Source organism: Pseudomonas sp. FW215-R2, from assembly GCF_058789255.1.
On sequence record NZ_JBYTBO010000007.1, the window covers coordinates 130670 to 152845 of the forward strand.

At 60.5% G+C, this 22176-nt stretch carries 19 protein-coding genes and 1 tRNA gene; 10 read left to right on the forward strand and 10 right to left on the reverse strand.

Features of this window, described 5'->3' with window-relative positions; all coding sequences use genetic code 11:
- Positions 1-6 precede the first annotated feature (6 nt).
- On the forward strand, positions 7-3225 hold the full coding sequence (locus tag AC3WRD_RS12100; protein ID WP_102621966.1) for an ATP-binding protein: 3219 nt from the start codon (positions 7-9) through the stop codon (positions 3223-3225).
- Positions 3226-3229: 4 nt separating this feature from the next.
- Here AC3WRD_RS12100 and dkgB read toward each other — a convergent pair whose 3' ends face one another.
- Together dkgB and AC3WRD_RS12110 are read right to left on the reverse strand one after the other, a co-directional pair.
- Positions 3230-4033 (reverse strand): 2,5-didehydrogluconate reductase DkgB, encoded by an 804-nt coding sequence (gene dkgB / locus AC3WRD_RS12105; RefSeq protein WP_102621967.1) that lies wholly within the window; start codon positions 4031-4033, stop codon positions 3230-3232.
- 116 nt (positions 4034-4149) lie between these two features.
- Positions 4150-5058: a LysR substrate-binding domain-containing protein gene (locus AC3WRD_RS12110; protein WP_102621968.1), complete on the reverse strand. Its 909-nt coding sequence runs from the start codon at positions 5056-5058 to the stop codon at positions 4150-4152.
- 104 nt (positions 5059-5162) lie between these two features.
- Here AC3WRD_RS12110 and AC3WRD_RS12115 point away from each other — a divergent pair, with 104 nt between their 5' ends.
- The 4 genes from AC3WRD_RS12115 to AC3WRD_RS12130 all read left to right on the forward strand — a co-directional run bounded on the left by AC3WRD_RS12115 (position 5163) and on the right by AC3WRD_RS12130 (position 9076).
- Positions 5163-6029, forward strand: coding sequence for a pirin family protein (locus AC3WRD_RS12115; RefSeq protein WP_102621969.1), 867 nt, complete (start codon positions 5163-5165; stop codon positions 6027-6029).
- 93 nt (positions 6030-6122) lie between these two features.
- Positions 6123-6806, forward strand: coding sequence for an isochorismatase family protein (locus AC3WRD_RS12120; RefSeq protein WP_096821172.1), 684 nt, complete (start codon positions 6123-6125; stop codon positions 6804-6806).
- 51 nt (positions 6807-6857) lie between these two features.
- Positions 6858-7484 carry an isochorismate family cysteine hydrolase YcaC gene (gene ycaC / locus AC3WRD_RS12125; RefSeq protein ID WP_096821173.1) on the forward strand — a complete coding sequence of 209 codons (627 nt, stop codon included), beginning with the start codon at positions 6858-6860 and terminating at the stop codon, positions 7482-7484.
- 149 nt (positions 7485-7633) lie between these two features.
- Positions 7634-9076 carry a mechanosensitive ion channel family protein gene (locus tag AC3WRD_RS12130; RefSeq protein ID WP_096821174.1) on the forward strand — a complete coding sequence of 481 codons (1443 nt, stop codon included), beginning with the start codon at positions 7634-7636 and terminating at the stop codon, positions 9074-9076.
- 6 nt (positions 9077-9082) lie between these two features.
- Here AC3WRD_RS12130 and AC3WRD_RS12135 read toward each other — a convergent pair whose 3' ends face one another.
- On the reverse strand, positions 9083-9670 hold the full coding sequence (locus AC3WRD_RS12135) for a GNAT family N-acetyltransferase (RefSeq protein WP_096821175.1): 588 nt from the start codon (positions 9668-9670) through the stop codon (positions 9083-9085).
- A 198-nt stretch (positions 9671-9868) separates the two neighbouring features.
- On the opposite strand from AC3WRD_RS12135, the gene AC3WRD_RS12140 reads away from it, so the two are divergent.
- Positions 9869-10696, forward strand: a complete 828-nt coding sequence (locus AC3WRD_RS12140; RefSeq protein ID WP_096821176.1) for an arylamine N-acetyltransferase family protein — start codon at positions 9869-9871, stop codon at positions 10694-10696.
- A gap of 3 nt (positions 10697-10699) precedes the next feature.
- On the opposite strand, the gene AC3WRD_RS12145 is transcribed toward AC3WRD_RS12140, so the two are convergent.
- Together AC3WRD_RS12145 and AC3WRD_RS12150 are read right to left on the reverse strand one after the other, a co-directional pair.
- A complete protein-coding gene (locus tag AC3WRD_RS12145) occupies positions 10700-11029 on the reverse strand; it encodes a BrnA antitoxin family protein (protein ID WP_102621970.1) in 330 nt (109 codons plus the stop codon).
- A gap of 3 nt (positions 11030-11032) precedes the next feature.
- A complete protein-coding gene (locus AC3WRD_RS12150; RefSeq protein WP_102621971.1) occupies positions 11033-11317 on the reverse strand; it encodes a BrnT family toxin in 285 nt (94 codons plus the stop codon).
- Positions 11318-11571: 254 nt separating this feature from the next.
- Between AC3WRD_RS12150 and AC3WRD_RS12155 the strand changes: the two genes are divergently transcribed.
- On the forward strand, positions 11572-13092 hold the full coding sequence (locus tag AC3WRD_RS12155; RefSeq protein ID WP_102621972.1) for a nucleobase:cation symporter-2 family protein: 1521 nt from the start codon (positions 11572-11574) through the stop codon (positions 13090-13092).
- Between the two features lie 121 nt (positions 13093-13213).
- Here the strand turns inward: AC3WRD_RS12155 and AC3WRD_RS12160 are convergent.
- Positions 13214-13289 (reverse strand) — tRNA-Asn (locus tag AC3WRD_RS12160).
- Between the two features lie 228 nt (positions 13290-13517).
- Here AC3WRD_RS12160 and AC3WRD_RS12165 point away from each other — a divergent pair.
- Positions 13518-13748 (forward strand): hypothetical protein, encoded by a 231-nt coding sequence (locus AC3WRD_RS12165; RefSeq protein ID WP_102621973.1) that lies wholly within the window; start codon positions 13518-13520, stop codon positions 13746-13748.
- On the opposite strand, the gene AC3WRD_RS12170 is transcribed toward AC3WRD_RS12165, so the two are convergent.
- On the reverse strand, positions 13745-13945 hold the full coding sequence (locus AC3WRD_RS12170) for a hypothetical protein (RefSeq protein ID WP_007956421.1): 201 nt from the start codon (positions 13943-13945) through the stop codon (positions 13745-13747). The genes AC3WRD_RS12165 and AC3WRD_RS12170 overlap by 4 nt on opposite strands.
- Positions 13946-14057: 112 nt before the next feature.
- Entirely contained in the window at positions 14058-15254 is a 1197-nt protein-coding gene (locus AC3WRD_RS12175) for an amino acid aminotransferase (protein WP_102621974.1), read from the reverse strand.
- Between the two features lie 336 nt (positions 15255-15590).
- Between AC3WRD_RS12175 and uvrB the strand changes: the two genes are divergently transcribed.
- Entirely contained in the window at positions 15591-17606 is a 2016-nt protein-coding gene (uvrB, locus tag AC3WRD_RS12180) for an excinuclease ABC subunit UvrB (RefSeq protein WP_096821182.1), read from the forward strand.
- Positions 17607-17666: 60 nt separating this feature from the next.
- Here the strand turns inward: uvrB and AC3WRD_RS12185 are convergent, their stop codons facing one another.
- Entirely contained in the window at positions 17667-19217 is a 1551-nt protein-coding gene (locus tag AC3WRD_RS12185; protein WP_102621975.1) for an MDR family MFS transporter, read from the reverse strand.
- Positions 19207-20256, reverse strand: coding sequence for an HlyD family secretion protein (locus AC3WRD_RS12190; RefSeq protein ID WP_102621976.1), 1050 nt, complete (start codon positions 20254-20256; stop codon positions 19207-19209). Before AC3WRD_RS12190 ends, AC3WRD_RS12185 begins: the two co-directional genes overlap by 11 nt.
- A 230-nt stretch (positions 20257-20486) precedes the next feature.
- Here AC3WRD_RS12190 and gltX point away from each other — a divergent pair, with 230 nt between their 5' ends.
- Positions 20487-21968 (forward strand): glutamate--tRNA ligase, encoded by a 1482-nt coding sequence (gene gltX, locus AC3WRD_RS12195; RefSeq protein WP_102621977.1) that lies wholly within the window; start codon positions 20487-20489, stop codon positions 21966-21968.
- Positions 21969-22176 lie beyond the last annotated feature (208 nt).

Genomic DNA, 22176 nt, shown 5'->3' on the forward strand with positions numbered 1-22176 from the left:
CGCACGATGAGGCCGCTACGTTTTGCCTTCCTGTTGCTGTTGATGCTCGCCAACGGGGTGCAGGCAGGCGAGGCCGCACAAAGACTGGAAATTGTCTCTCGCACCCGGTTGGAGGGTGTGCAGCTTCGCCTCGATGAACAGGATCGACAGTGGCTCAGTGCACATCCGGTGCTGCGTATCGGTGCCTCCTGGCCGGATTACCCACCCTTTGAATTGACTCGCAAACGATACGAACTGGAAGGCCTCACAGCCGATTACGCCGACGCGATCGCCCAGTTGCTGAGCATCGGTGTCGAGGTCTGGTGCTACCCCGATCGCGAAGCCGCCATGGCGGCACTCAAGGCCGGGGAGGTGGACCTGCTGGGCACGTCGAACAACTTCGAAATCGCTGATCCCGACCTGATGCTGTCCCGCGCCTACGCCGAGGATCAGCCGATGTGGGTGACCCGGCTTGACGAGCCATTGCCGGAAGATCTGGCAGGAAAGCGCATCGCCATGGTGGACGACTACCTGCCAGCCGCGATGATCGAGAAGGCTTACCCGCAAGCCTCCCTGCAGCGTTACCGCTCGATTCTCGATGCCCTCGGCGCCGTGGCGTTCGGTCGGGATGCTCTGTACCTCGGCGATTTCATCAGCGCCAGTTATCTGATCAACACCAATTTTCACAACGACCTGCAACTGGCCGGGCCTTCCGGCCTTGATGCCAACCCGTTCGGCTTCGCCCTGACTCGCAGCAACACGCGTTTGAAGCGTCTGGTCGACAAGGCGCTGCTGGCCATTCCCATGGAGCAGCGCCTGGCCATTGAACTGCGCTGGAGCGCCGGTCGTGCCGACATGGCGGCCCAATCGCGAGTGAGTCTGAGCGCCAGCGAGCAGCAATGGCTGGATCAACATCCGGTGGTGCGCGTCGGCGCTGTCGACGACTTTGCGCCGTTGACGTTCTTTAACGCTGACGGCCGTTTCACTGGGCTGACCGCCCAACTGCTCAACCTGATCAGTCAGCGCAGCGGCCTGAGGTTCGAAGTGGTACGCGGGCAGTCCCTGGATCGCCAGGTCGAGCAATTGAAGACCGGGGAGCTCGACCTGTTACCGGTGCTGACCCCGAGCCGCGAGCGCGAACTTGAAATGCTGTTCACCCGGGCGTACGCCAACAGCCCCTTTGTGCTGATCGCCGATTCAAAGGCGCCCGGGCCTCGCAGCCTGGACGAGATGGCGGGCAAGCGTCTGGCGCTGTATCGCGGCAATCCATTGCGTGCCTATCTGTTGGAACATGTGCCGCAGATCCGTCTGGTCGAATTGCCAAGCCCCGCGGCGGGCACGCAGGCACTGCTCGACGGTCAGGCCGAAGCGACATTGAGTTCATTGCTGGTGGCGCGTTATCAGATCGATCACCAGTACCGTGATCGCCTGCGTATTGTCTCCACGCTGGGCGATCAGCCGGCCCGGATCGCGATGGCCACGGCACTTGATGCTCCGCAGCTGCAATCAATTCTGAACAAGGCACTGCTGAGCATCGCTCCGCAGGAAATGGACGATCTGGTCGCGCGCTGGAGTCGTAACGTAGTGCTGCAGGACAGTTACTGGCAGCGTCATCGGGAGCAAATCCTGCGCGGGTTTGCCGTTGCGGCGGGGTTGTTGTTGCTGGCATTGGGCTGGATCGGTTTTCAACGCCGGCAGATTCGCCAGCGCCAGCAATGGCTGCGTCAATTGCAGGAGGCCAAGGAGGTGGCGGATGACGCCAACCGTGCCAAAAGCACGTTTCTCGCGGTCATGAGCCACGAAATCCGCACGCCCATGAACGCGTTGCTGGGCATGCTCGAGCTGGCACTCAAGCGTGCCGACGAAGGCGTGACCGATCGCCCGGCGATTGAAGTGGCGTCCCATGCGGGGCAGCAGTTATTGGCATTGATCGGCGATATTCTCGACATCGCGCGGATCGAGTCCGGGCATCTGTCGCTGGCCCCTGAGCGTGCCAATCTGCGCGAGGTGGTGGCGTCGGTGTGTCGGGTGTTCGAAGGCCTGGCACGACAGAAGTCATTGTCCTGGCGGGTGGAGCTGGATGAGCGTAGCGACGTCGACGTGATGCTCGACCCCGTACGCTTCAAACAGGTGCTGTCGAACCTGTTGAGCAACGGGATCAAGTTCACCGACGAAGGTGAGGTCAGCCTGCGCTTGCAAGTGTTCACCGAGCAGGACGGACAGTTGGAAGCGGGCGTGATCGTCGAAGACAGTGGCCGGGGGATCAGCGCCGAGGATCAGCAACGGTTGTTCAACCCGTTTGTGCAGGTTGGTAGTCATCAACCGTCGGCGCCCAGCGGTTCCGGTCTGGGGCTGGTGATCAGCCGCAATCTGTGTCGACTCATGGGCGGCGACTTGTGGATCAGCAGCGAGCCGGGGCGTGGCACGCAGGTCATGCTGCGGCTGGAGCTGCGTGTGTTGGAGCCGCTTGTGCAGGAGGCCGCAACGCCGTCAGCGGTGACGGCGGTAAAGTCGCTGAAGGTGCTGGTGGTGGATGATCATCCGGTCAATCGCTTGTTGCTGTGCCGGCAGTTGAGCGAACTCGGGCACCGCGCCGTCGACACCGGGAACGGTGAGCAGGGGCTGGTGCTGTGGCGGGGGCAACCTTTCGATGCGCTGATCACCGATATCAACATGCCCGGGATTGACGGTCATGAACTGGCGCGGGCGATTCGTGAAGAAGAGACGGCGACGGGCAGGGCGCGTTGCCTGATTCTGGGTTTTACCGCCAATGCACGGATCGAAGAAAAACAGCGATGCCTGGCGGCCGGCATGGACGATTGTCTGTTCAAGCCGATTCTGCTGCGCGAACTGAGCGAGGCCTTGCTGGCCGCAGAGGCCGGCGAAACGCAGGTAGAGAGTGTGGATGATCAGGGGTCGACTGAATTCGACCTGAGTGCGCTGTTGAAGGTGGCGGGTGCAGACAACCCGCTCATCGGCCAATTGCGTGAAGAGGTACTGAGCAGCCTGCGCGCCGACCTCGAACGGCTGGACGTGTCAGGCCGCAAAGGGGACCGCGCAGGCTTGCGTGACCTGGCGCATCACGTCACGGGTGGGGCGCACATGATCGGTGCCGAGCGCGTGGTCTCGGCCTGCCGGGTACTCGAACGGGCCTGCCGCGACGACGAGCCCGAGGCTGCGCTGACGGTCGCCATCGATTCGCTGCGCGAGGCCATGCACGACCTCGCGCAGCATCTTCAGGCCTGATCGATCAATCCCACTGCGGCGCGATGCCTTTGGGGCTGGTCAGGCGATGGCCGCGCTCCAGTGTGGCGATCAGTGCCATGTCGGCGTCGCTCAGGGTCAGCGCGGTGGCGCCGAGATTGCCTTGCAGGTTGGCACGCTTGGTCGACGACGGAATCACCGCGTAGCCCGACTGCATCGCCCACGCCAGCGTGACTTGCGCCGGGGTGGCTTGCAGTCGTTCGGCGATCTGCACGATCAGCGGATCCTTCAGCACTTCGCCATAGGCCAGGGTCATGTACGACGTGACCTGGATGCCCTGGCTCTGTGCGAACTCGACGACCTGGCGGTTCTGCAGGTACGGGTGCAGCTCGATCTGGTTGGTGGCGATGTTTTCCGCGCCGACCGCTGCGATGGCCTGTTTCATCAAATCGATGGTGAAGTTGGACACACCGATCTGCCGGGTCAGGCCCAGGCGCTTGGCCTCCAGCAGGGCGCCCATGAATTCCTCCACCGGCACCTGATCTTCCGGCGACGGCCAGTGGATCAGCGTCAGGTCGAGGTAGTCGGTCTGCAGCTTTTGCAGGCTCTCCTTGAGGCTCTCGATCAATCGGTCGCTGGCGAAGTTGGCGATCCAGATCTTGCTGGTGATGAACAGTTCGTCGCGAGGGATGCCGCTGGCGGCGATGGCCTGGCCGACCTCGGCTTCGTTTTCATAGATTTGTGCGGTGTCGATGACCCGGTAACCGAGTTCAAGGGCGGTGCTCACCGAATCGATGACCACCTGACCTTGCAGGCGAAACGTACCAAGACCGAAAGCGGGAACAGACATGCAGGACTCCAGGGTTGCAGTGGGAATGGGCGGGAGTATCCGCGTCTGATTCCTCTGGAAAAACCGCTGTCGGGGCAAAGTACTGTTGACCAGAAGTCACGAATCAATCGCAGGTCTCAAGCGATGTCGCTGTGAGCAAATTCCTCACCCAGAAAATCGATCAACGTGCGCACCGACGGCAGCAGTCCCCGGCGCGACGGAAAGATCGCGTGCACGATCCCGCATTTCGGCGCCCAGCCCGGAATCAACTCCACCACGCGTCCTGCGGCGATGTCTTCGCGTACGACCACGCTCGGCAGATGCGCGACGCCGACTCCGGCAATCACCGCCTGACGCAGGGCGATCAGGTCATCGGTGACCAGCCTTGGCGTGTGCCGGACCTGCGCCGAAGCGCCGTTCGGCCCGAGCAGCTCCCATTGATACTCACGTTGCGCCGCGCCCCAATGCAGGCTCGGCAAGCCATTGAGATCCGCCGGCGAGGGCGGTGATGACAGGCGCTCGGCAAACATCGGGCTGCCGACCACCGATTGGGTGCTGTTGCCCAGCACCTTCATCACCATGTCGGTGTTTTCCAGTGGCGGAAAGCGCACGCGCAGCGCAATGTCGAAACCTTCGTGCAGCAGGTCGACCCGACGGTTGGTGCTCTCGATGAACACTTCCACCAGCGGGTACTTGAGCATGTAGCGGGTGAGCATCGGCCCGACCCAGGAATTGAGCAGCGCCGTCGGGCAGCTCAGGCGTACCAGCCCCTGAGGCTCGGAGCGATTGCGCTCGATCAGCTCGGCGGCACTCTCGGCCTCGACCCGCATCGCCAGGCAACGCTGGTAGTAGGCCTGGCCGATCTCGGTCAGTGAACAATGCCGGCTGGTGCGGTGTAGCAGGCGTACGCCAAGGCGTTCTTCGAGCTGCGAGATGCGTCGGCTGAGTTTCGACTTGGGGATGTCCAGCGCACGACCAGCGGCGGCAAAGCCGTGATGCTCCACCACTTGAGTGAAGTAATAGAGGGTGTTGAGGTCTTCCACCATCGTTCTCCATATAGAACGCTAAAGCTGATTTTTGCAGTCTAGTCCATCAATGGTCATGGATTTAAGCTTAATCCATCGCGTCATTCACCCGATTGGAGGCAACCATGAAAAACATCATCGGTATCTACACCAGCCCTCGCGGCCATTGGGTCGGCGATGGTTTCCCGGTTCGCACGCTGTTTTCCTACGACAACCTGGGCAAGCACATCAGCCCGTTCCTGTTGCTGGATCACGCCGGGCCTGCGCAATTCACCCCGACCACCGAACGACGTGGCGTTGGTCAGCATCCACACCGTGGGTTCGAAACCGTGACTATCGTTTACGAGGGTGAAGTGCAGCACCGCGACTCCACCGGCGCCGGCGGCACCATCGGCCCGGGCGATGTGCAATGGATGACCGCTGCGTCCGGGATCCTGCATGAGGAGTTTCACTCGGACAACTTCGCCAGAACCGGCGGCAATCTGGAAATGGTGCAACTGTGGGTCAACCTGCCAGCCAAGGACAAAATGGCAGCGCCCGGTTACCAGACCATTCTGGACGGCGACATCCCGAGCATCCCGCTCAAGGACGGCGCGGGCAGCCTGCGCCTGATCGCCGGTGAGTTCGACGGCCACAAAGGCCCGTCCCGCACCTTCACGCCGATCGACGTGTGGGATCTGCGCCTGAACGCCGGCAAGTTGCTGACGTTGGATCTGCATGAGGGCCGCAACACCGCGTTGGTGCTGTTGCGCGGTTCGGTGCAGGTCAACGGTCTGGAATCGGTGCGCCAGGGCCAGTTGGCGCTGTTCGAGCGTGACGGCCGGCAACTGACGCTTGAGGCCAGCGAGGATGCGGTGGTGTTGCTGCTCAGCGGCGAGCCGATCGACGAACCCATCGTCGGCCACGGTCCGTTCGTGATGAACACCGAGCAGGAAATCCACCAGGCATTCGCCGACTTCCAGTCCGGCCGCTTCGGCCGCATGCACGGCTGACACGCCGCGCTTCCACACCCCGCTCTACACAGGACGCGTAGGCCGGTTCGAAGGCCAGGGATGGCTGCTGCCCAAAAGAAAGAGGAAACGCACATGAACACTGTCAATGCGGCCAACTTCAATGGCCAAAAACCGACTATCGACCCAAACGACAGCGCCATGCTGTTGATCGATCATCAAAGCGGTCTGTTCCAGATCGTCAAGGACATGGATGTACCGCAACTGCGCGCCAATGCCATTGCGCTGGCCAAGGCGGCGACCCTGTTGAAGATGCCGGTCATTACCACGGCCTCTGTGCCGCAGGGGCCGAACGGGCCGTTGATTCCCGAGATTCACGAAGCCGCGCCCCATGCGCAGTACGTGGCGCGCAAAGGTGAAATCAATGCCTGGGACAACCCGCAGTTTCACGCGGCCGTCAAAGCCACCGGCAAGAAAACCCTGGTGATCGCCGGGACCCTGACCAGCGTGTGCCTGGCATTCCCGTCCATCGCCGCAGTGCACGAAGGCTACAAGGTCTTCGCGGTGGTCGATGCTTCCGGCAATCACTCGAAACTGGCCACTGATCTGACCATCGCCCGCCTGGCCCAGGCCGGGGTGGTGCCGATCGACATCATGGCCACGCTTTCCGAGCTGCAGGGTTCGTGGAACCGTCCCGATGCCGAGCAGTGGGCAGCCGTCTACGCCCAGGCCATGCCGCATTATCAATTGCTGATCGAGAGTTACCTCAAGGCCCAGCAAGTCGCGAACGAACACGAAACGCTGGATTCCCAGCGCTGACCCGAGACCTCGACATTCCGTCGAGGTCGACAACACGCGAGGATTACTGCAATGAGCACTCAATACAAACGCCTGGACAAAAACAACGCCGCCGTTCTGCTGGTCGACCATCAGGCCGGGCTGCTGTCGCTGGTGCGCGACATTGAGCCTGACCGGTTCAAGAATAACGTGCTGGCGCTGGCCGACCTGGCCAAGTACTTCAAGCTGCCGACGATCCTGACCACCAGTTTCGAAACCGGCCCCAACGGCCCGCTGGTGCCCGAGCTCAAGGCGTTGTTCCCCGAGGCTCCGTACATTGCCCGTCCCGGCCAGATCAATGCCTGGGACAACGAGGACTTCGTCAAGGCGATCAAGGCTACCGGCAAGAAACAGCTGATCATTGCCGGCGTGGTGACGGAGGTGTGTGTGGCATTTCCGGCGCTGTCGGCCCTGGAAGAAGGGTTTGATGTATTCGTGGTGACCGACGCCTCCGGCACGTTCAATGAACTGACCCGTGAATCGGCATGGAACCGCATGTCCAGCGCCGGCGCGCAATTGATGACCTGGTTCGGTCTGGCCTGCGAGTTGCACCGTGACTGGCGCAACGATATCGAAGGGTTGGGCACGTTGTTCTCCAACCACATCCCGGACTACCGCAACCTGATGACCAGTTACAGCACGCTGACCAGCGGCAAGTAACCAGCCCTATGAAAACCTGTGGGAACAAGGTGTCTCTCACAGGTTTTTTCGGCGCCTGCCAAATAGCACGCATCCCGCCAAATCAATTGCTCCTACACTAAGCCCAATCTGTGCGATCTTCTCGCGATTGCCTCTGTCGGAGTTGTTTGATGCTGTCTCTGCTGACTGAACATCCGTTGTTCTGCGCGTTGATCCTGATCCTGCTCGACCTTGGCCTGTGGCGCCTGATCAGCTCCCGGGGCAGCGAATGGAAGCTGCTGGTGCGGGTACTGATTTTCAGCCTGTTCAGCGTGCTGCTGTTCAACGAAGGCCTCAATCCGATGGAGCCGGCGCCGTGGGCCGACAACGTGCCGCTGCACCTGGCGGCGACCGGGTTGCAGATCGGCTGGTGGCTGTTCGGGGCGCGCACGCTGACGGTGCTGATCGGCGCGGTAATGATGCAACGGGTCGGTCATACCGGACGGCTGTTGCAGGATCTGCTCGGCGCAGTGATTTTCCTGATCGCCATTATTGCGGCACTGGCCTATGTGCTGGATCTGCCGGTCAAAGGCGTGCTGGCCACGTCCGGGGCACTGGCGATCATTGTCGGTCTGGCGCTGCAAAGCACCCTGAGCGATGTGTTCTCCGGCATCGTCTTGAACACCACCAAACCCTATCAACTCGATGACTGGATCTCCATCGACGGCACGGAAGGGCGGGTCACCGACATCGACTGGCGCGCCACGCGCCTGCAAACGTCCCAAGGCAGCATGGCGGTGATTCCCAACTCGCTGGCGGCCAAGGCCAAGATCATCAACTTCAGCCGGCCGAGCAATATGTTCGGGGTTTCTGTCAGCGTGCAGGTCAGCCCCCATGCGCGGCCGAATTCGGTGATCGACGCCCTGGAGCGGGCGATGCAAGGTTGTCGCCCGCTGCTGGACACCCCGGCGCCGAGCGTGGCGCTGAAGAGTTCCAGCAGTGCCGGTGCGGAATACGAAATCAGCGGGTTCGTTGCCTCGATGAACGAGAAGCGCGCAGTGCGCAATCAACTGTTCGATCTGGCTTACCGGCATCTGCAAGCGTCCGGGTTCAATCTGCTGTCGAGCGATGAGCCCGCGGCCCCGGCCCATCTCTCACGGCCACGGGCGCTGCTCGACAGCTCGCCGATTTTCTCCACCCTGCGTCAGGAAGAGAAAGAAACCTTCAGCCAGAACATGACCCTGCAAACCTTCCGCGCCGGCGAGATCATTCTGGCGGGCGGGGAGGTCAGCGATCATCTGTTCATCATTGAATCCGGTGTGGTTTCGGTGACCTTGAAGCGTCACGGCACACCGTTCGAGTCCGGGCGCATGGGGCCGGGTGAAGTGATCGGTGAGGCGGGGATTCTTTCCGATACCTCGCTGCCGGCGGACTTTTCCGCCAAGACCTTCTGTGCGCTGTATCGCATCGAAAAGTCGTATCTCAAGCCTTGTCTGGATGCTCGCCACGACATCAACGACGCGATGAAGGCATTGCTCGATTTCCGTCTGCTCAAGGCCCAATCCCTGACCCAGGAAGCGCCGGTGGTTGCACCGAAAAAAGGCTTCCTGCAGTGGCTGCGCAATCGCGCCTGATGACCGTCAGCGTTGCTCGTACCCGGCGAGTTTGCGCTCAAGGTTCAGGCGCACCTGCGGCCATTCGTCATCGATGATGCTGAAGCGCACCGAGTTGCGCTTGCGGCCGTCCGGCATGATCCGCTCGTGACGCACGATGCCTTCCTGCTGTGCACCCAGGCGCAGGATCGCGTTGCGTGATTTCTGGTTGTTTTCGTCGGTGGTGAACTGCACGCGCACGCAATCGAGCACTTCGAAGGCGTGCCGCAGCATCAGGTACTTGGCCTCGGTGTTGACGAAGGTTTTCTGAAAGCGTGCCGAAATCCAGCTGCTGCCGATTTCCAGCTTGCGATTGAGCGGGTCGATCTTCCAGAACCGGGTCGAGCCGATCACCTCCCCGGTCTCCTTCAACACGATCGCAAAGGGCATGACCGTGCCGGCCTCGCGGCCGTCGAGGGCCTTTTTCAGATAGCTGTCAACGGTAGTTGCCGAGGGCACCACGGTGACCGTGAGGTTCCACAACTCGCCATCGGCAGCGGCGTGGAGCAAGGCATCGGCGTCGGTGTATTGGAGAGGGCGCAGGAGAATGCCCTGGCCTTGCAGCGTGGTTTGCATGAGGGGCGGCTCTTGTCGGTTCGGGCGTGCGTCCATTACGCCGCAACGGGCGGCGTCGTTGCAACTGCTCATGGAGCCTGATTCAAATCAGTCGACAGAGCCGATTGGTGAAATCTATTGTCGATCCAATAGCCGGATCCCGTATACATGGCGACCATCGGCGGAGTGATCCGCGTCTCCCTGCAAAAGGACTGAGCAATGAGCGAGCCACGCCTGGCGAATCTGAAACAGTATCTGCAACGGCTGGGGTTCGACACGCCCCCGGCACCGACCCTTGAAACCCTGCGACTGTTGCAGTTGCGTCATACCGGTGCCTTTCCTTTCGAGAATCTGTCGACCCTCTCCGGCGAGCCCGTGCTGATCGATCTGCCATCGATCCAGCGCAAGGTCCTGGACGATGCCCGTGGCGGTTACTGCTACGAACTCAACAATCTGTTTCTGGCCTTGTTGCTGGAGTTGGGGTTCGATGCGCGGGGCATCAGCGGGCGAGTGGTCATGAATCAGCCCGAAGGCAGCTGGACGGCACGGACTCATCGCTTGAGTCTGGTGACCCTCGACGGTGTGCGCTACATCACCGATGTCGGCTTCGGTGGCATGGTGCCGACCGCGCCGCTGATTCTGGATACCGAAGCCGAGCAGTCCACACCCCACGAACCCTATCGCATCGAAGTGCAAGCTGATGGCTACATGCTGCGGGCCAGGGTCGCTGGCGAATGGCGGCCGATGTACCTGTTCGACCTGCAACGCCAGGAAGACATCGATTACACCCTCGGCAACTGGTACGTCTCGACCCATCCGGATTCACCGTTCGCCCAGCGCCTGATGGTCGCGCGTACGGGCGACGGCTGGCGGCGCACATTGAACAACGGCAGTTTCGCGATCCATCGCATCGGTGCCGAGAGCGAGCGACGCGAGGTGACGGATGTCGATGAGCTCATCGAGTTGCTGGAGCGGGAATTCGGTCTGCGCTTGCCGCACCAGCCTGGTGCGCGTCTGGCGCTGGCGCGTTTGATCCAGCCGGCCTGAAACCTACGGTTTTACATCCGGCTCCAATACCCGCCGGATTTCATTCACGGCCGCCGACAGTTTTTTCTCAAGACTTTTGAGGTCGGTGGCGGTGATGCCTTTCTTGAATTGCCCGCTGGCATGCTCGGGTTCATCGGCTGCACCCCGGCTGTCGAGCAGTGCATGGCGCAGGGTGTTATTGATTACCGTCTGATAGCCATAACCCTCGCTTTCAGCGACCCCCCGCGCGGCGTCGATGACCGCGTCGTCGAGCATGATGGTGATGCGGGTCTTGCCTTTGTTGGAGGCGACGGCGCCCCGCTTGCCCTGGGTGAAATCGTATTCATCCTTCATTGATCATGTCTCCAGAAAATATTCGCGACGTTCGCTCGGTGTAGCGACACGTGCGGAAATGATTCGAACCACATTCGGCTCCCGATAGCTGTACACGACAACCAGCAAACGTCCCTTGCCGTCGTTGCCGAGAGTGATCCAGCGTTGTTCGTCATGGTCGTTGTCCTCAATCGTCAATGCTCGCTCATCGTGGAAGACCGGTTCGGCCTCGGCGAGGCTGATCCCTCTGTGCTTGAGTTTGTTGGCAGCATTCTTGCTTTTGTCGAACTGAATCTGGAATGACTTCATTATGCATACTTTATATGTATAAAAAAGAGAGCGACCGCGCCGTCGGTCGCCATGAACACTTCAGCCTAGGTGGATAGAGCGCAGGGGCAGTTAACGATGTGTTGCCGGATTTGTGAGGGATGGAAGCGGCGGGATAGAAGGTTGGGTGGCTACCTATCCATAATGTGACCGATAAGTTGTATACAACTCTATGGACATTTGTCACGAGTATTGAATACAGTGTGCGCATAACAAAAACCAGGGAACCCCCCACCATGAAAACGCCCCATGTTTCACACCAACGGCCCGAGGACGAAAACCTCGGGGTCGGCGCGAATATGGCTTACGGCCTGCAACATGTTCTGACCATGTATGGCGGTATCGTCGCGGTGCCGCTGATCATCGGTCAGGCCGCCGGGTTATCGCCGGCGGACATTGGTCTGTTGATTGCTGCTTCATTGTTTGCGGGGGGGCTGGCCACGTTGCTGCAAACCCTGGGTCTACCGTTTTTCGGATGTCAGTTGCCGCTGGTGCAGGGCGTGTCGTTTTCCGGTGTCGCGACCATGGTGGCGATTGTCAGCAGTGGCGGGGAGGGCGGCTTTCAGTCGGTACTCGGGGCGGTGATTGCCGCGTCGTTGATCGGTTTGCTGATCACGCCGGTGTTCTCGCGAATCACCAAGTTCTTTCCACCGCTGGTTACCGGCATCGTGATCACCACCATCGGCCTGACGCTGATGCCGGTGGCCGCGCGCTGGGCCATGGGCGGCAACAGCCACGCTCCGGACTTCGGCAGCATGCAGAACATCGGTCTGGCGGCGGTCACGCTGGTGCTGGTGTTGTTGCTGAGCAAGGTCGGCAGTTCCACCATCTCGCGTCTGTCGATCCTGTTGGCGATGGTGATCGGCACGGTGCTGGCGGTGTTTCTCGGCATGGCGGATTTCTCTAACGTTACTCAAGGGCCGATGTTCGGCTTCCCGACACCGTTCCATTTCGGCATGCCGACCTTCCACTTCGCTGCGATTCTGTCGATGTGCATCGTGGTCATGGTGACCCTGGTGGAAACCTCGGCGGACATCCTGGCGGTCGGTGAAATCATCGGTACCAAGGTCGACTCCAAACGTCTGGGCAACGGCCTGCGGGCGGACATGCTGTCGAGCATGTTTGCACCGATCTTCGGTTCGTTCACCCAGAGCGCTTTCGCCCAGAACGTTGGCCTGGTGGCGGTGACCGGAATCAAGAGCCGCTATGTGGTGGCGACCGGCGGCATCTTCCTGGTGATCCTCGGCCTGCTGCCGTTCATGGGCCGGGTGATCGCAGCAGTGCCGACGTCGGTACTCGGTGGTGCCGGCATCGTGTTGTTCGGCACCGTGGCGGCGAGCGGCATCCGCACACTGTCCAAGGTGGATTACCGCAACAACGTCAACTTGATCATCGTCGCGACCTCGATCGGCTTCGGCATGATCCCGATTGCCGCGCCGAACTTCTACGATCACTTCCCGAGCTGGTTCGCGACCATTTTCCACTCGGGCATCAGTTCGTCGGCGATCATGGCGATCCTGCTGAACCTGGCGTTCAACCACTTCACGGCAGGTAACTCGGATCAGCAGTCGGTGTTTGCGGCAGCAGAAGAGCGAACCCTGCGTTATCGGGATCTGGCAGCGCTGCGCGAGGGCGATTACTTCAGCGACGGCAAACTGCATGACTGCGACGGCAATGAAGTGCCGGTGATCGAGGCGGATTCGGATCACGGACACGGCGCACCGAAGGCGCATGCCAAGAGCGGTGAGCACGTCTGACCGCTGTTTCTGAATGAGAAGGGCCGATCAGTTGCGAAACTGATCGGCCCTTTTTATTGCACTGCATTTTCCAGCGCCCACAAAAAAGCCCCTGAATCTTTCGATTCAGGGGCTCTGTATTTGGCTCCACAACCTGGACTCGAACCAGGGACCCAGTGATTAACAGTCACTTGCTCTACCAACTGAGCTATTGCGGAATTGGTGCGTATGTTACTGATTTAAAAAGACTAGTCAAGCGCCAGTTGTAATTTTTTTGGAAGGGTCAGGACGGACGGCAGCAAATCGGCGATTGGCGGTTACCAGAACCGCAGCAGAGGTCTACCATGGCCGCCCGGAAGTGGTCACACGCGCTGCCGGCCATTCGCCGAAAAGGTACGCGCCATGAATAGATCCATCCTGATCCATCGTCCTGCCGAGGTGTTCGCATGAGCACCGCGCAAATCAGCCTGCCCAAAGGCGTTGGCCCGCACGCCGAAAAGCTTTTCGACGCGATCACCCAGGCCGCCACGGCTGAAGAACTGAACCGCGCAGGCGGCAAGGCCGAAGGTTTTGTCCTCGGCCTGGAAAGCACCAAGGCCATCAAGAGCCAGGTCGCCGAATCGCTCTACGTCGTTTATGACGATGCAGCGACTCAGCGCGCAACGGAACTGGCTTAACCGCCGAACGTGAAGGTGCCGAGCATCAGTTTGGCGTACAGCATCGTTGCGCCCAGTTGCACCAGCCACAGCGCCAGCCCGCCGAGAAACACCCCGGCCGCGACTTGCAGCACCAGGTTGTTGCCGCGTTTGGCCGGGGCGCGGGGGATGAAGTCATCCAGATCGTCGCGGTCGGCGCGCAGGTCATCGTTTTTCATGTTGTCTCTCTGAAATATCGTCTGTGTGCAGTCTAGAGGGTGTAGCGGCTTTTCTTCAGACAAATAAAAAACGGGAAGCCCGAAAGCTTCCCGTTTTCAGTGCTACGTCAGGTCAGATGACCTGAACGATGGCGTCCGTCACGACTTCGATGTTGCTCTGGTTCAGCGCAGCGACGCAGATGCGGCCGGTGTCCAGGGCGTAGATGCCGAACTCGTTGCGCAGGCGGTGAACCTGCTCGGTGGTCAGGCCGGAGTAGGAGAACATGCCGCGCTGGCGACCGACGAAGCTGAAGTCACGCTGCGGGGCTTTCTTCGCCAGCAGAGCGACCATCTGCTCACGCATGCCGCGAATGCGCAGGCGCATTTCAGCCAGTTCCGCTTCCCACTGGGCGCGCAGTTCCGGGCTGTTCAACACCGCAGCAACGATGCTTGCACCGTGGGTCGGCGGGTTGGAGTAGTTGGTGCGGATCACGCGTTTGACTTGCGACAGCACGCGCGCGCTTTCTTCTTTCGATTCGCTGACGATCGACAGGGCACCGACGCGCTCGCCGTACAGCGAGAACGACTTGGAGAACGAGCTCGACACGAAGAAGGTCAGGCCGGACTCGGCGAACAGACGCACGGCAGCGGCGTCTTCGGCGATGCCGTCACCAAAGCCCTGGTAAGCCATGTCGAGGAACGGCACGTGACCTTTGGCCTTGACCGCTTCCAGTACGTTGTTCCAGTCAGCCGGGCTCAGGTCGACACCGGTCGGGTTGTGGCAGCAGGCGTGCAGCACGATGATCGAGCCGTTCGGCAGAGCGTTGAGGTCTTCGAGCAGGCCGGCACGGTTCACGTCGTGGGTGGCGGCGTCGTAGTAGCGATAGTTCTGCACCGGGAAACCGGCGGTTTCGAACAGCGCGCGGTGGTTTTCCCAGCTCGGATCGCTGATCGCCACAACGGCATTCGGCAGCAGTTGCTTGAGGAAGTCGGCACCGATTTTCAGTGCGCCGGTCCCGCCGACCGCCTGAGTGGTGACAACGCGGCCAGCCGCCAGCAGTGGCGAATCATTGCCGAACAGCAGCTTTTGCACGGCCTGGTCGTAGGCAGCGATGCCGTCGATTGGCAGATAGCCACGGGAGGCATGCTGAGCGGCGCGAATGGTTTCGGCTTCGATGACGGCGCGCAGGAGTGGAATTCGCCCCTCTTCGTTGCAGTACACACCCACCCCGAGGTTGACCTTATTGGTCCGGGTATCGGCGTTGAATGCTTCGTTGAGGCCCAGGATTGGATCGCGGGGTGCCATTTCGACAGCGGAGAACAGGCTCATTTTTACGGCAGCTCTAATGGAGAGTGGAGGGACGTGTGGCGCTCCAGCCGAATGCACTAGAGCGGTGCACAAACGGGGAGCTAGTATAGAGGCCATCATCGATCAATGGCGACAGGCGATTCGGCTTTTAAGGTAAGTTTTTCCGATTATTTCTCGACCGTTAGTCGAATGGACTTGTCGGAGACTTTACCGGATGTAGGACGTTTGCCTTGAAAGGCGAGGCAATCGGCTCCACATTCAGCACAATCTTCGTTTTTCCTTGCGCGACATCGGTCGTTTGCGGTCTTTCTCGTGGGGCTCCGGTTTGTCCGCAGCGTCGCGATTCCAGAGGTGTTTATGTCTGAATTCCAGCTCGTCACCCGATTCGACCCTGCCGGCGATCAGCCTGAAGCCATTCGCCAGATGGTCGAGGGCATCGAAGCCGGGCTGGCGCACCAGACCCTGCTCGGTGTGACCGGCTCGGGCAAGACCTTCAGCATCGCCAACGTGATTGCCCAGGTACAGCGTCCGACCCTGGTGCTGGCGCCGAACAAGACCCTGGCCGCGCAGTTGTACGGCGAGTTCAAGTCGTTCTTTCCAAACAACGCCGTCGAATATTTCGTTTCCTACTACGACTACTACCAGCCTGAAGCCTATGTGCCATCGTCCGACACCTTCATCGAGAAGGATGCGTCGATCAACGACCACATCGAGCAGATGCGTCTGTCGGCAACCAAGGCATTGCTGGAGCGCAAGGACGCGATCATCGTCACCACGGTGTCGTGCATCTACGGTCTGGGCAGCCCGGAAACCTATTTGAAAATGGTCTTGCACGTCGATCGCGGCGACAAGCTCGATCAGCGTGCGCTGGTGCGGCGTCTGGCCGACCTGCAATACACCCGCAATGACATGGATTTCGCCCGGGCCACGTTCCGTGTGCGCGGCGATGTAATCGACATCTACCCGGCGGAATCCGATCTCGAAGCGATCCGTATCGAGTTGTTCGATGACGAGGTGGAAAGCATTTCCGCGTTCGACCCGCTGACCGGCGAGGTCATCCGCAAGCTGCCGCGCTTCACCTTCTATCCGAAGAGCCACTACGTGACGCCCCGGGAAACCCTGCTCGACGCCATCGAGGGGATCAAGGTCGAGTTGCAGGAGCGCCTGGAATACCTGCGCAACAACAACAAACTGGTTGAAGCCCAACGTCTGGAGCAGCGTACCCGGTTCGACCTGGAGATGATCCTCGAACTCGGTTACTGCAACGGCATCGAAAACTACTCGCGTTACCTGTCCGGGCGCCCGGCCGGTGCGGCGCCGCCGACGCTCTACGATTACCTGCCAGCCGACGCCTTGCTGGTGATCGACGAATCCCACGTCAGCGTGCCGCAAGTCGGCGCGATGTATAAGGGTGACCGTTCGCGCAAGGAAACCCTGGTGGAATACGGCTTCCGCCTGCCATCGGCGCTGGACAACCGGCCGATGCGGTTCGACGAGTGGGAAGGGGTGAGCCCGCAGACGATTTTTGTCTCGGCTACGCCCGGCAACTATGAAGCCGAGCACGCCGGGCGGGTGATCGAGCAAGTGGTGCGCCCGACCGGTCTGGTCGACCCGCAGGTTGAAGTGCGTCCGGCGCTGACCCAGGTCGACGATCTGCTTTCGGAAATCACCAAACGTGTGGCGGTGGAGGAGCGAGTGCTGGTCACCACGCTGACCAAGCGCATGGCCGAAGACTTGACCGATTACCTGGCCGATCACGGCGTGCGCGTGCGTTATCTGCACTCGGACATCGACACGGTCGAACGGGTTGAAATCATCCGTGATCTGCGCCTGGGCACCTTCGATGTGCTGGTAGGGATCAACCTGCTGCGTGAAGGCCTGGACATGCCGGAAGTCTCGCTGGTGGCGATCCTCGATGCGGACAAGGAAGGCTTCCTGCGTTCCGAGCGTTCACTGATCCAGACCATCGGTCGCGCGGCACGTAACCTCAATGGCCGGGCGATTCTCTACGCGGATCGCATGACCGGTTCGATGGAGCGTGCAATCGGCGAAACCGAGCGCCGTCGCGACAAGCAGATCGCCTTCAACCTGGCCAACGGCATCACACCGAAGGGCGTGTTCAAGGACGTCGCCGACATCATGGAAGGCGCCACCGTGCCCGGTTCGCGCAGCAAGAAGCGCAAAGGCATGGCCAAGGCCGCCGAAGAGAACGCCAAGTACGAAGCCGAACTGCGCTCGCCGAGCGAGATCACCAAGCGCATCCGCCAACTGGAAGAGAAGATGTACCAGCTGGCCCGCGACCTGGAATTCGAAGCGGCGGCGCAGATGCGCGACGAGATTGCCAAAATGCGCGAGCGATTGTTGGCAGTCTGACTGATCGTTCCCACGCTTTGCGTGGGAATGCAGCCCTGGACGCTCTGCGTCCACTCAGGGTTAGTGCGCCTCGCCAGCCTTCAGGCCGGCGGGCAGTTTCTTGGTCAGCAATATCGCCAGCATGCTGATCCCCAGTGCAATCCCGACAAAACGAAACGCATCGTTGTAGGCCATGATCAGCGCCTGCTGATGAACGATCTCGCTCAATTTCCCCAGCGCCGCCGTGTCACTGCCGAAGCGATCGGCCATCGACGCCAGCCGTTCGGCCACCTGCGGATTGGTGGGTACCACGGCTTCACGCAGATAATCGAAGTAGGTCTTGGTGCGCGCATCCAGCAACGTCGCGAGCAGGGCAATGCCGATGGCGCCGCCGAGGTTGCGCAGGATGTTGAACAGACTCGATGCCGAGCCCGCGTCCTGCGGCACGATGTAAGCTGTGGCGATCAGCGAAATGGTCACCATGATCAGCGGTTGGCCGAGGGCGCGGATGATCTGGATCTGATTGAACTGCGGTCCGGCAAAGTCCGGGTTGAGCACGCCGGATGAAAAACTCGCCAGCCCGAACAGGCCGAAGCCGATCGTGCACAGCCATTTCGGCGATACGAACTTCATCAGTTTCGGCACCAGTGGAATCAGAAATAGCTGGGGCACGCCCATCCACATGATCACTTCGCCAATCTGCAAGGCGTTGTAATTCTGGATCTGCGCCAGGTACAGCGGCAGCAGATAGATCGAGCCGTACAGCCCGACCCCCATACCAAGGCTGGAAATGCTCGACAGCCCGAAGTTGCGATTGCGGAGGATGCCAAGGTTGATCAGCGGGTTGGGCTTGGAAATCTGCACGATGACGAAGGTGATCAGGCTCAACAGAGCGATGCTGCCCAGCGTCACGATCAGACTCGATTCCAGCCAGTCCTTGCGATGGCCTTCCTCAAGAAACACCTGCAGGCAACCGAGGCCAACGCCCAGCGTGAGAATGCCGGTGTAATCGGTGCTTTTCAGCAGTTCCCAGTGCGCTTCTTTTTTCTCCAGACCGTACATCAGCCCGGCGATCATGATCAGCCCCGGCGGAATGTTGATGTAGAAGATGTATTCCCAGCCCCAGTTCTCCGTGAGCCAGCCGCCGAGGGTCGGTCCGATGGACGGGGCGAAAGTGGCGGTCATGGCAAACATCGCCATGCCTTTGGCGCGGTGGTGTTCGGGGAGTTTGATCAGAGTCAGGGTGAAGGCCAGCGGGATCAGCGCGCCGCCGGTGAAGCCCTGCATGGCGCGGAACACGATCATGCTGTCGAGGCTCCAGGCCATCGAACACAGCAACGACGAAATCAGAAACCCCAGCGACACCCACACCGCCAGCCGCCGTGCCGAGAGCAACTGCACCAGCCATGCGGTCAGCGGGATCATGATGATTTCCGCCACCAGATAGGAGGTGGAAATCCACGAGCCTTCTTCCAGGGTCGCCGACAGGGCGCCCTGAATATCCTTGAGCGATGAGTTGGTGATCTGAATGTCGAGCACCGCCATGAACGCGCCGAGCATGACGCTCATCACCGCGATCCAGTCCCGCCGGGTCGGTTCACCGATCGGGCGGATCAGTTGATCACCGGCCATTGTCTGGGGCGTCTTTGATATTCACGGTGGCGGTGACCGACATGCCCGGACGGATCTTGCCGTGCAGCGGGTTATCGGCCTTGAAGGTCAGCTTGACCGGAATCCGCTGCACGACCTTGGTGAAGTTGCCGGTGGCGTTGTCCGGCGGCAACAGGCTGAACTGTGCGCCGGAGGCGGCGAACAGGCTGTCGACCCGCGCTTCGATCGGCGTACCGCCATAAGCGTCGAAGACCAGTTCGGCCTTCTGGCCCGGCAGCATGTGGCCGATCTGGGTTTCCTTGAAGTTGGCCTGCACCCAGATGTATTCGTCCGGAACGATCGACAACAAGTAAGCGCCAGCCTGCACGATTTGGCCATTGCGTGCGGCGCGCTGGCCGATCAGGCCGCTGATCGGCGCGTGGATTTCGCTGCGGGTCAGGTTCAGCTCGGCCTGGGCGAGGTCGGCGCGGGCGTTGGAGATCTGTGCGTCGAGGCGTTTGATTTCGGCGCTCAGCGCGTTGACTTGCTGGCGCTGACTCTGCGCATCGGCCTGGGCCTTGGCCACTTGCGAGCGGGCGATGTGGGCGTCGGCGGAGAGGGTGGTGACCCGCTCCTCGGAGACGTAGCCGGGTTTGCGCAGGGTTTCTGCCCGCGACAAATCGACCTGCGAGCGGCCGAGGGTGGCTTGCGTGGTTGCTACTTGTGCGTCGCTGGCAGCGATCAGGCTGGCCTGCTGGGTCAGTTTGCTCTGGGCTTGCAGGCGCTCGGCTTCGCGGGTGGCGAGGGCGGCGTTGGCGCGATCGACCGCGAGGCGGAAATCTTCGCCCTCGAGGCGGACCAGCAACTGGCCTTTTTCCACATGCTGGTTGTCCTGCACCAGGACTTCGTCGATGCGTGCGCTCAACTGGCTCGACACGCGGGTGATTTCACCCTGGACATAGGCGTTGTCGGTGCTTTCATAAAAGCGTCCCTTGAAAAACCAATGAGCAAAAAAGCCCCCGGCAATCAGCAGGACGAGCAGCAGGAAAATGAACAGGCGACGCTTGAGTTGGGCAGGCATGGGCAAACTGTAGTCGAGGAATTGTAAGGAAAGTTATCAGCAGGCGAATCTGGCATACAGCCGATGAACGGTAAATGCCGTCTGCTGATATTCAGCCATTCACCACGGCCAACGGGCGTTACAGACGCAAAGTTGGCTTAAATGCCCTGTCCGCTGGAGCGGGGCGGGTGTCGCCTGTTACCATTCGCCGCTTGATCGTTCTTTGCTTTTCATTCTTTTCGAGACATGCCATGACCACCGTCCGCACTCGCATCGCGCCATCGCCTACCGGGGATCCCCACGTAGGTACCGCTTACATCGCATTGTTCAACTACTGCTTTGCCAAGCAGCACGGCGGTGAGTTCATCCTGCGCATCGAAGACACCGATCAGTTGCGCTCGACCCGCGAGTCCGAACAGCAGATCTTCGACGCTCTGCGCTGGCTCGGTATCGACTGGAGCGAAGGCCCGGACGTCGGCGGCCCGCACGGTCCTTATCGTCAGAGCGAACGCGGCGACATCTATCAGAAGTACTGCCAGCAACTGGTCGATATGGGCCATGCCTTCCCGTGCTTCTGCACCGCCGAAGAGCTGGACCAGATGCGCGCCGAACAAATGGCGCGCGGCGAAACCCCGCGCTACGACGGCCGTGCGCTGTTGCTGTCCAAGGAAGAAGTCGCCCGTCGCCTGGCTGCGGGCGAGCCGCACGTGATCCGTATGAAAGTGCCGAGCGAAGGCGTGTGCGTTGTTCCGGACATGCTGCGTGGTGATGTCGAGATCCCGTGGGATCGCATGGACATGCAGGTACTGATGAAGACCGACGGTCTGCCGACGTACTTCCTGGCCAACGTGGTCGACGATCACCTGATGGGCATCACCCATGTGCTGCGCGGTGAAGAATGGCTGCCGTCGGCGCCGAAACTGATCCTGCTTTACGAATACTTCGGCTGGGAACAACCGGAGCTGTGCTACATGCCGCTGCTGCGTAACCCGGACAAGAGCAAGCTGTCCAAGCGCAAGAACCCGACCTCGGTGACGTTCTACGAGCGCATGGGCTTCATGCCGGAAGCCATGCTCAACTACCTGGGCCGCATGGGCTGGTCGATGCCGGACGAGCGCGAGAAATTCTCGCTGCAGGAAATGGTCGACAACTTCGACCTCAAGCGCGTCTCGCTGGGCGGGCCGATTTTCGACATCGAGAAGCTGTCGTGGCTCAACGGCCAGTGGCTGCGTGATCTGCCGGTGGAAGAGTTCGCCGCTCGCGTACAGAAGTGGGCGTTCAACTCCGAATACATGATGAAGATCGCACCGCTGGTTCAGGGCCGCGTCGAGACGTTCAGCCAGGTTGCACCGCTGGGCGGTTTCTTCTTTGCCGGTGGCGTGAACCCGGATGCCAAGCTGTTCGAATCGAAAAAGCTCTCGGGTGATCAGGTTCGTCAACTGATGCAGTTAATCCTGTGGAAGCTCGAAAGCCTGCGTCAGTGGGAGAAGGACAGCATCACGGCGACGATTCAGGCAGTAGTCGAATCCCTCGAACTGAAACTGCGTGATGCGATGCCGTTGATGTTTGCCGCGATCACCGGTCAGGCGAGCTCGGTATCGGTGCTCGATGCTATGGAAATTCTCGGGCCGGACCTGACCCGTTTCCGTCTGCGCCAGGCGATTGACCTGCTGGGCGGCGTGTCGAAGAAAGAAAACAAAGAGTGGGAAAAGCTGTTGGGCGCTATCGCCTGATTGCGTTTGACTCTGCAGGACGCGCCGGAGGTCAGGATCTTTTGATACCGTCCTTCGGCGTTTTCCCCCGAATTTACGGGGGGAGGGTGGTAAGTGATTGTTATGCCGACAAAAAATTTTGAAATTTTTCAAAAATAAGTTTGACAGCCTTTCGATACGCCCTTAAGATTCGGCCCGTCCTCAGCGATGACATCAACGATGAGGGGCT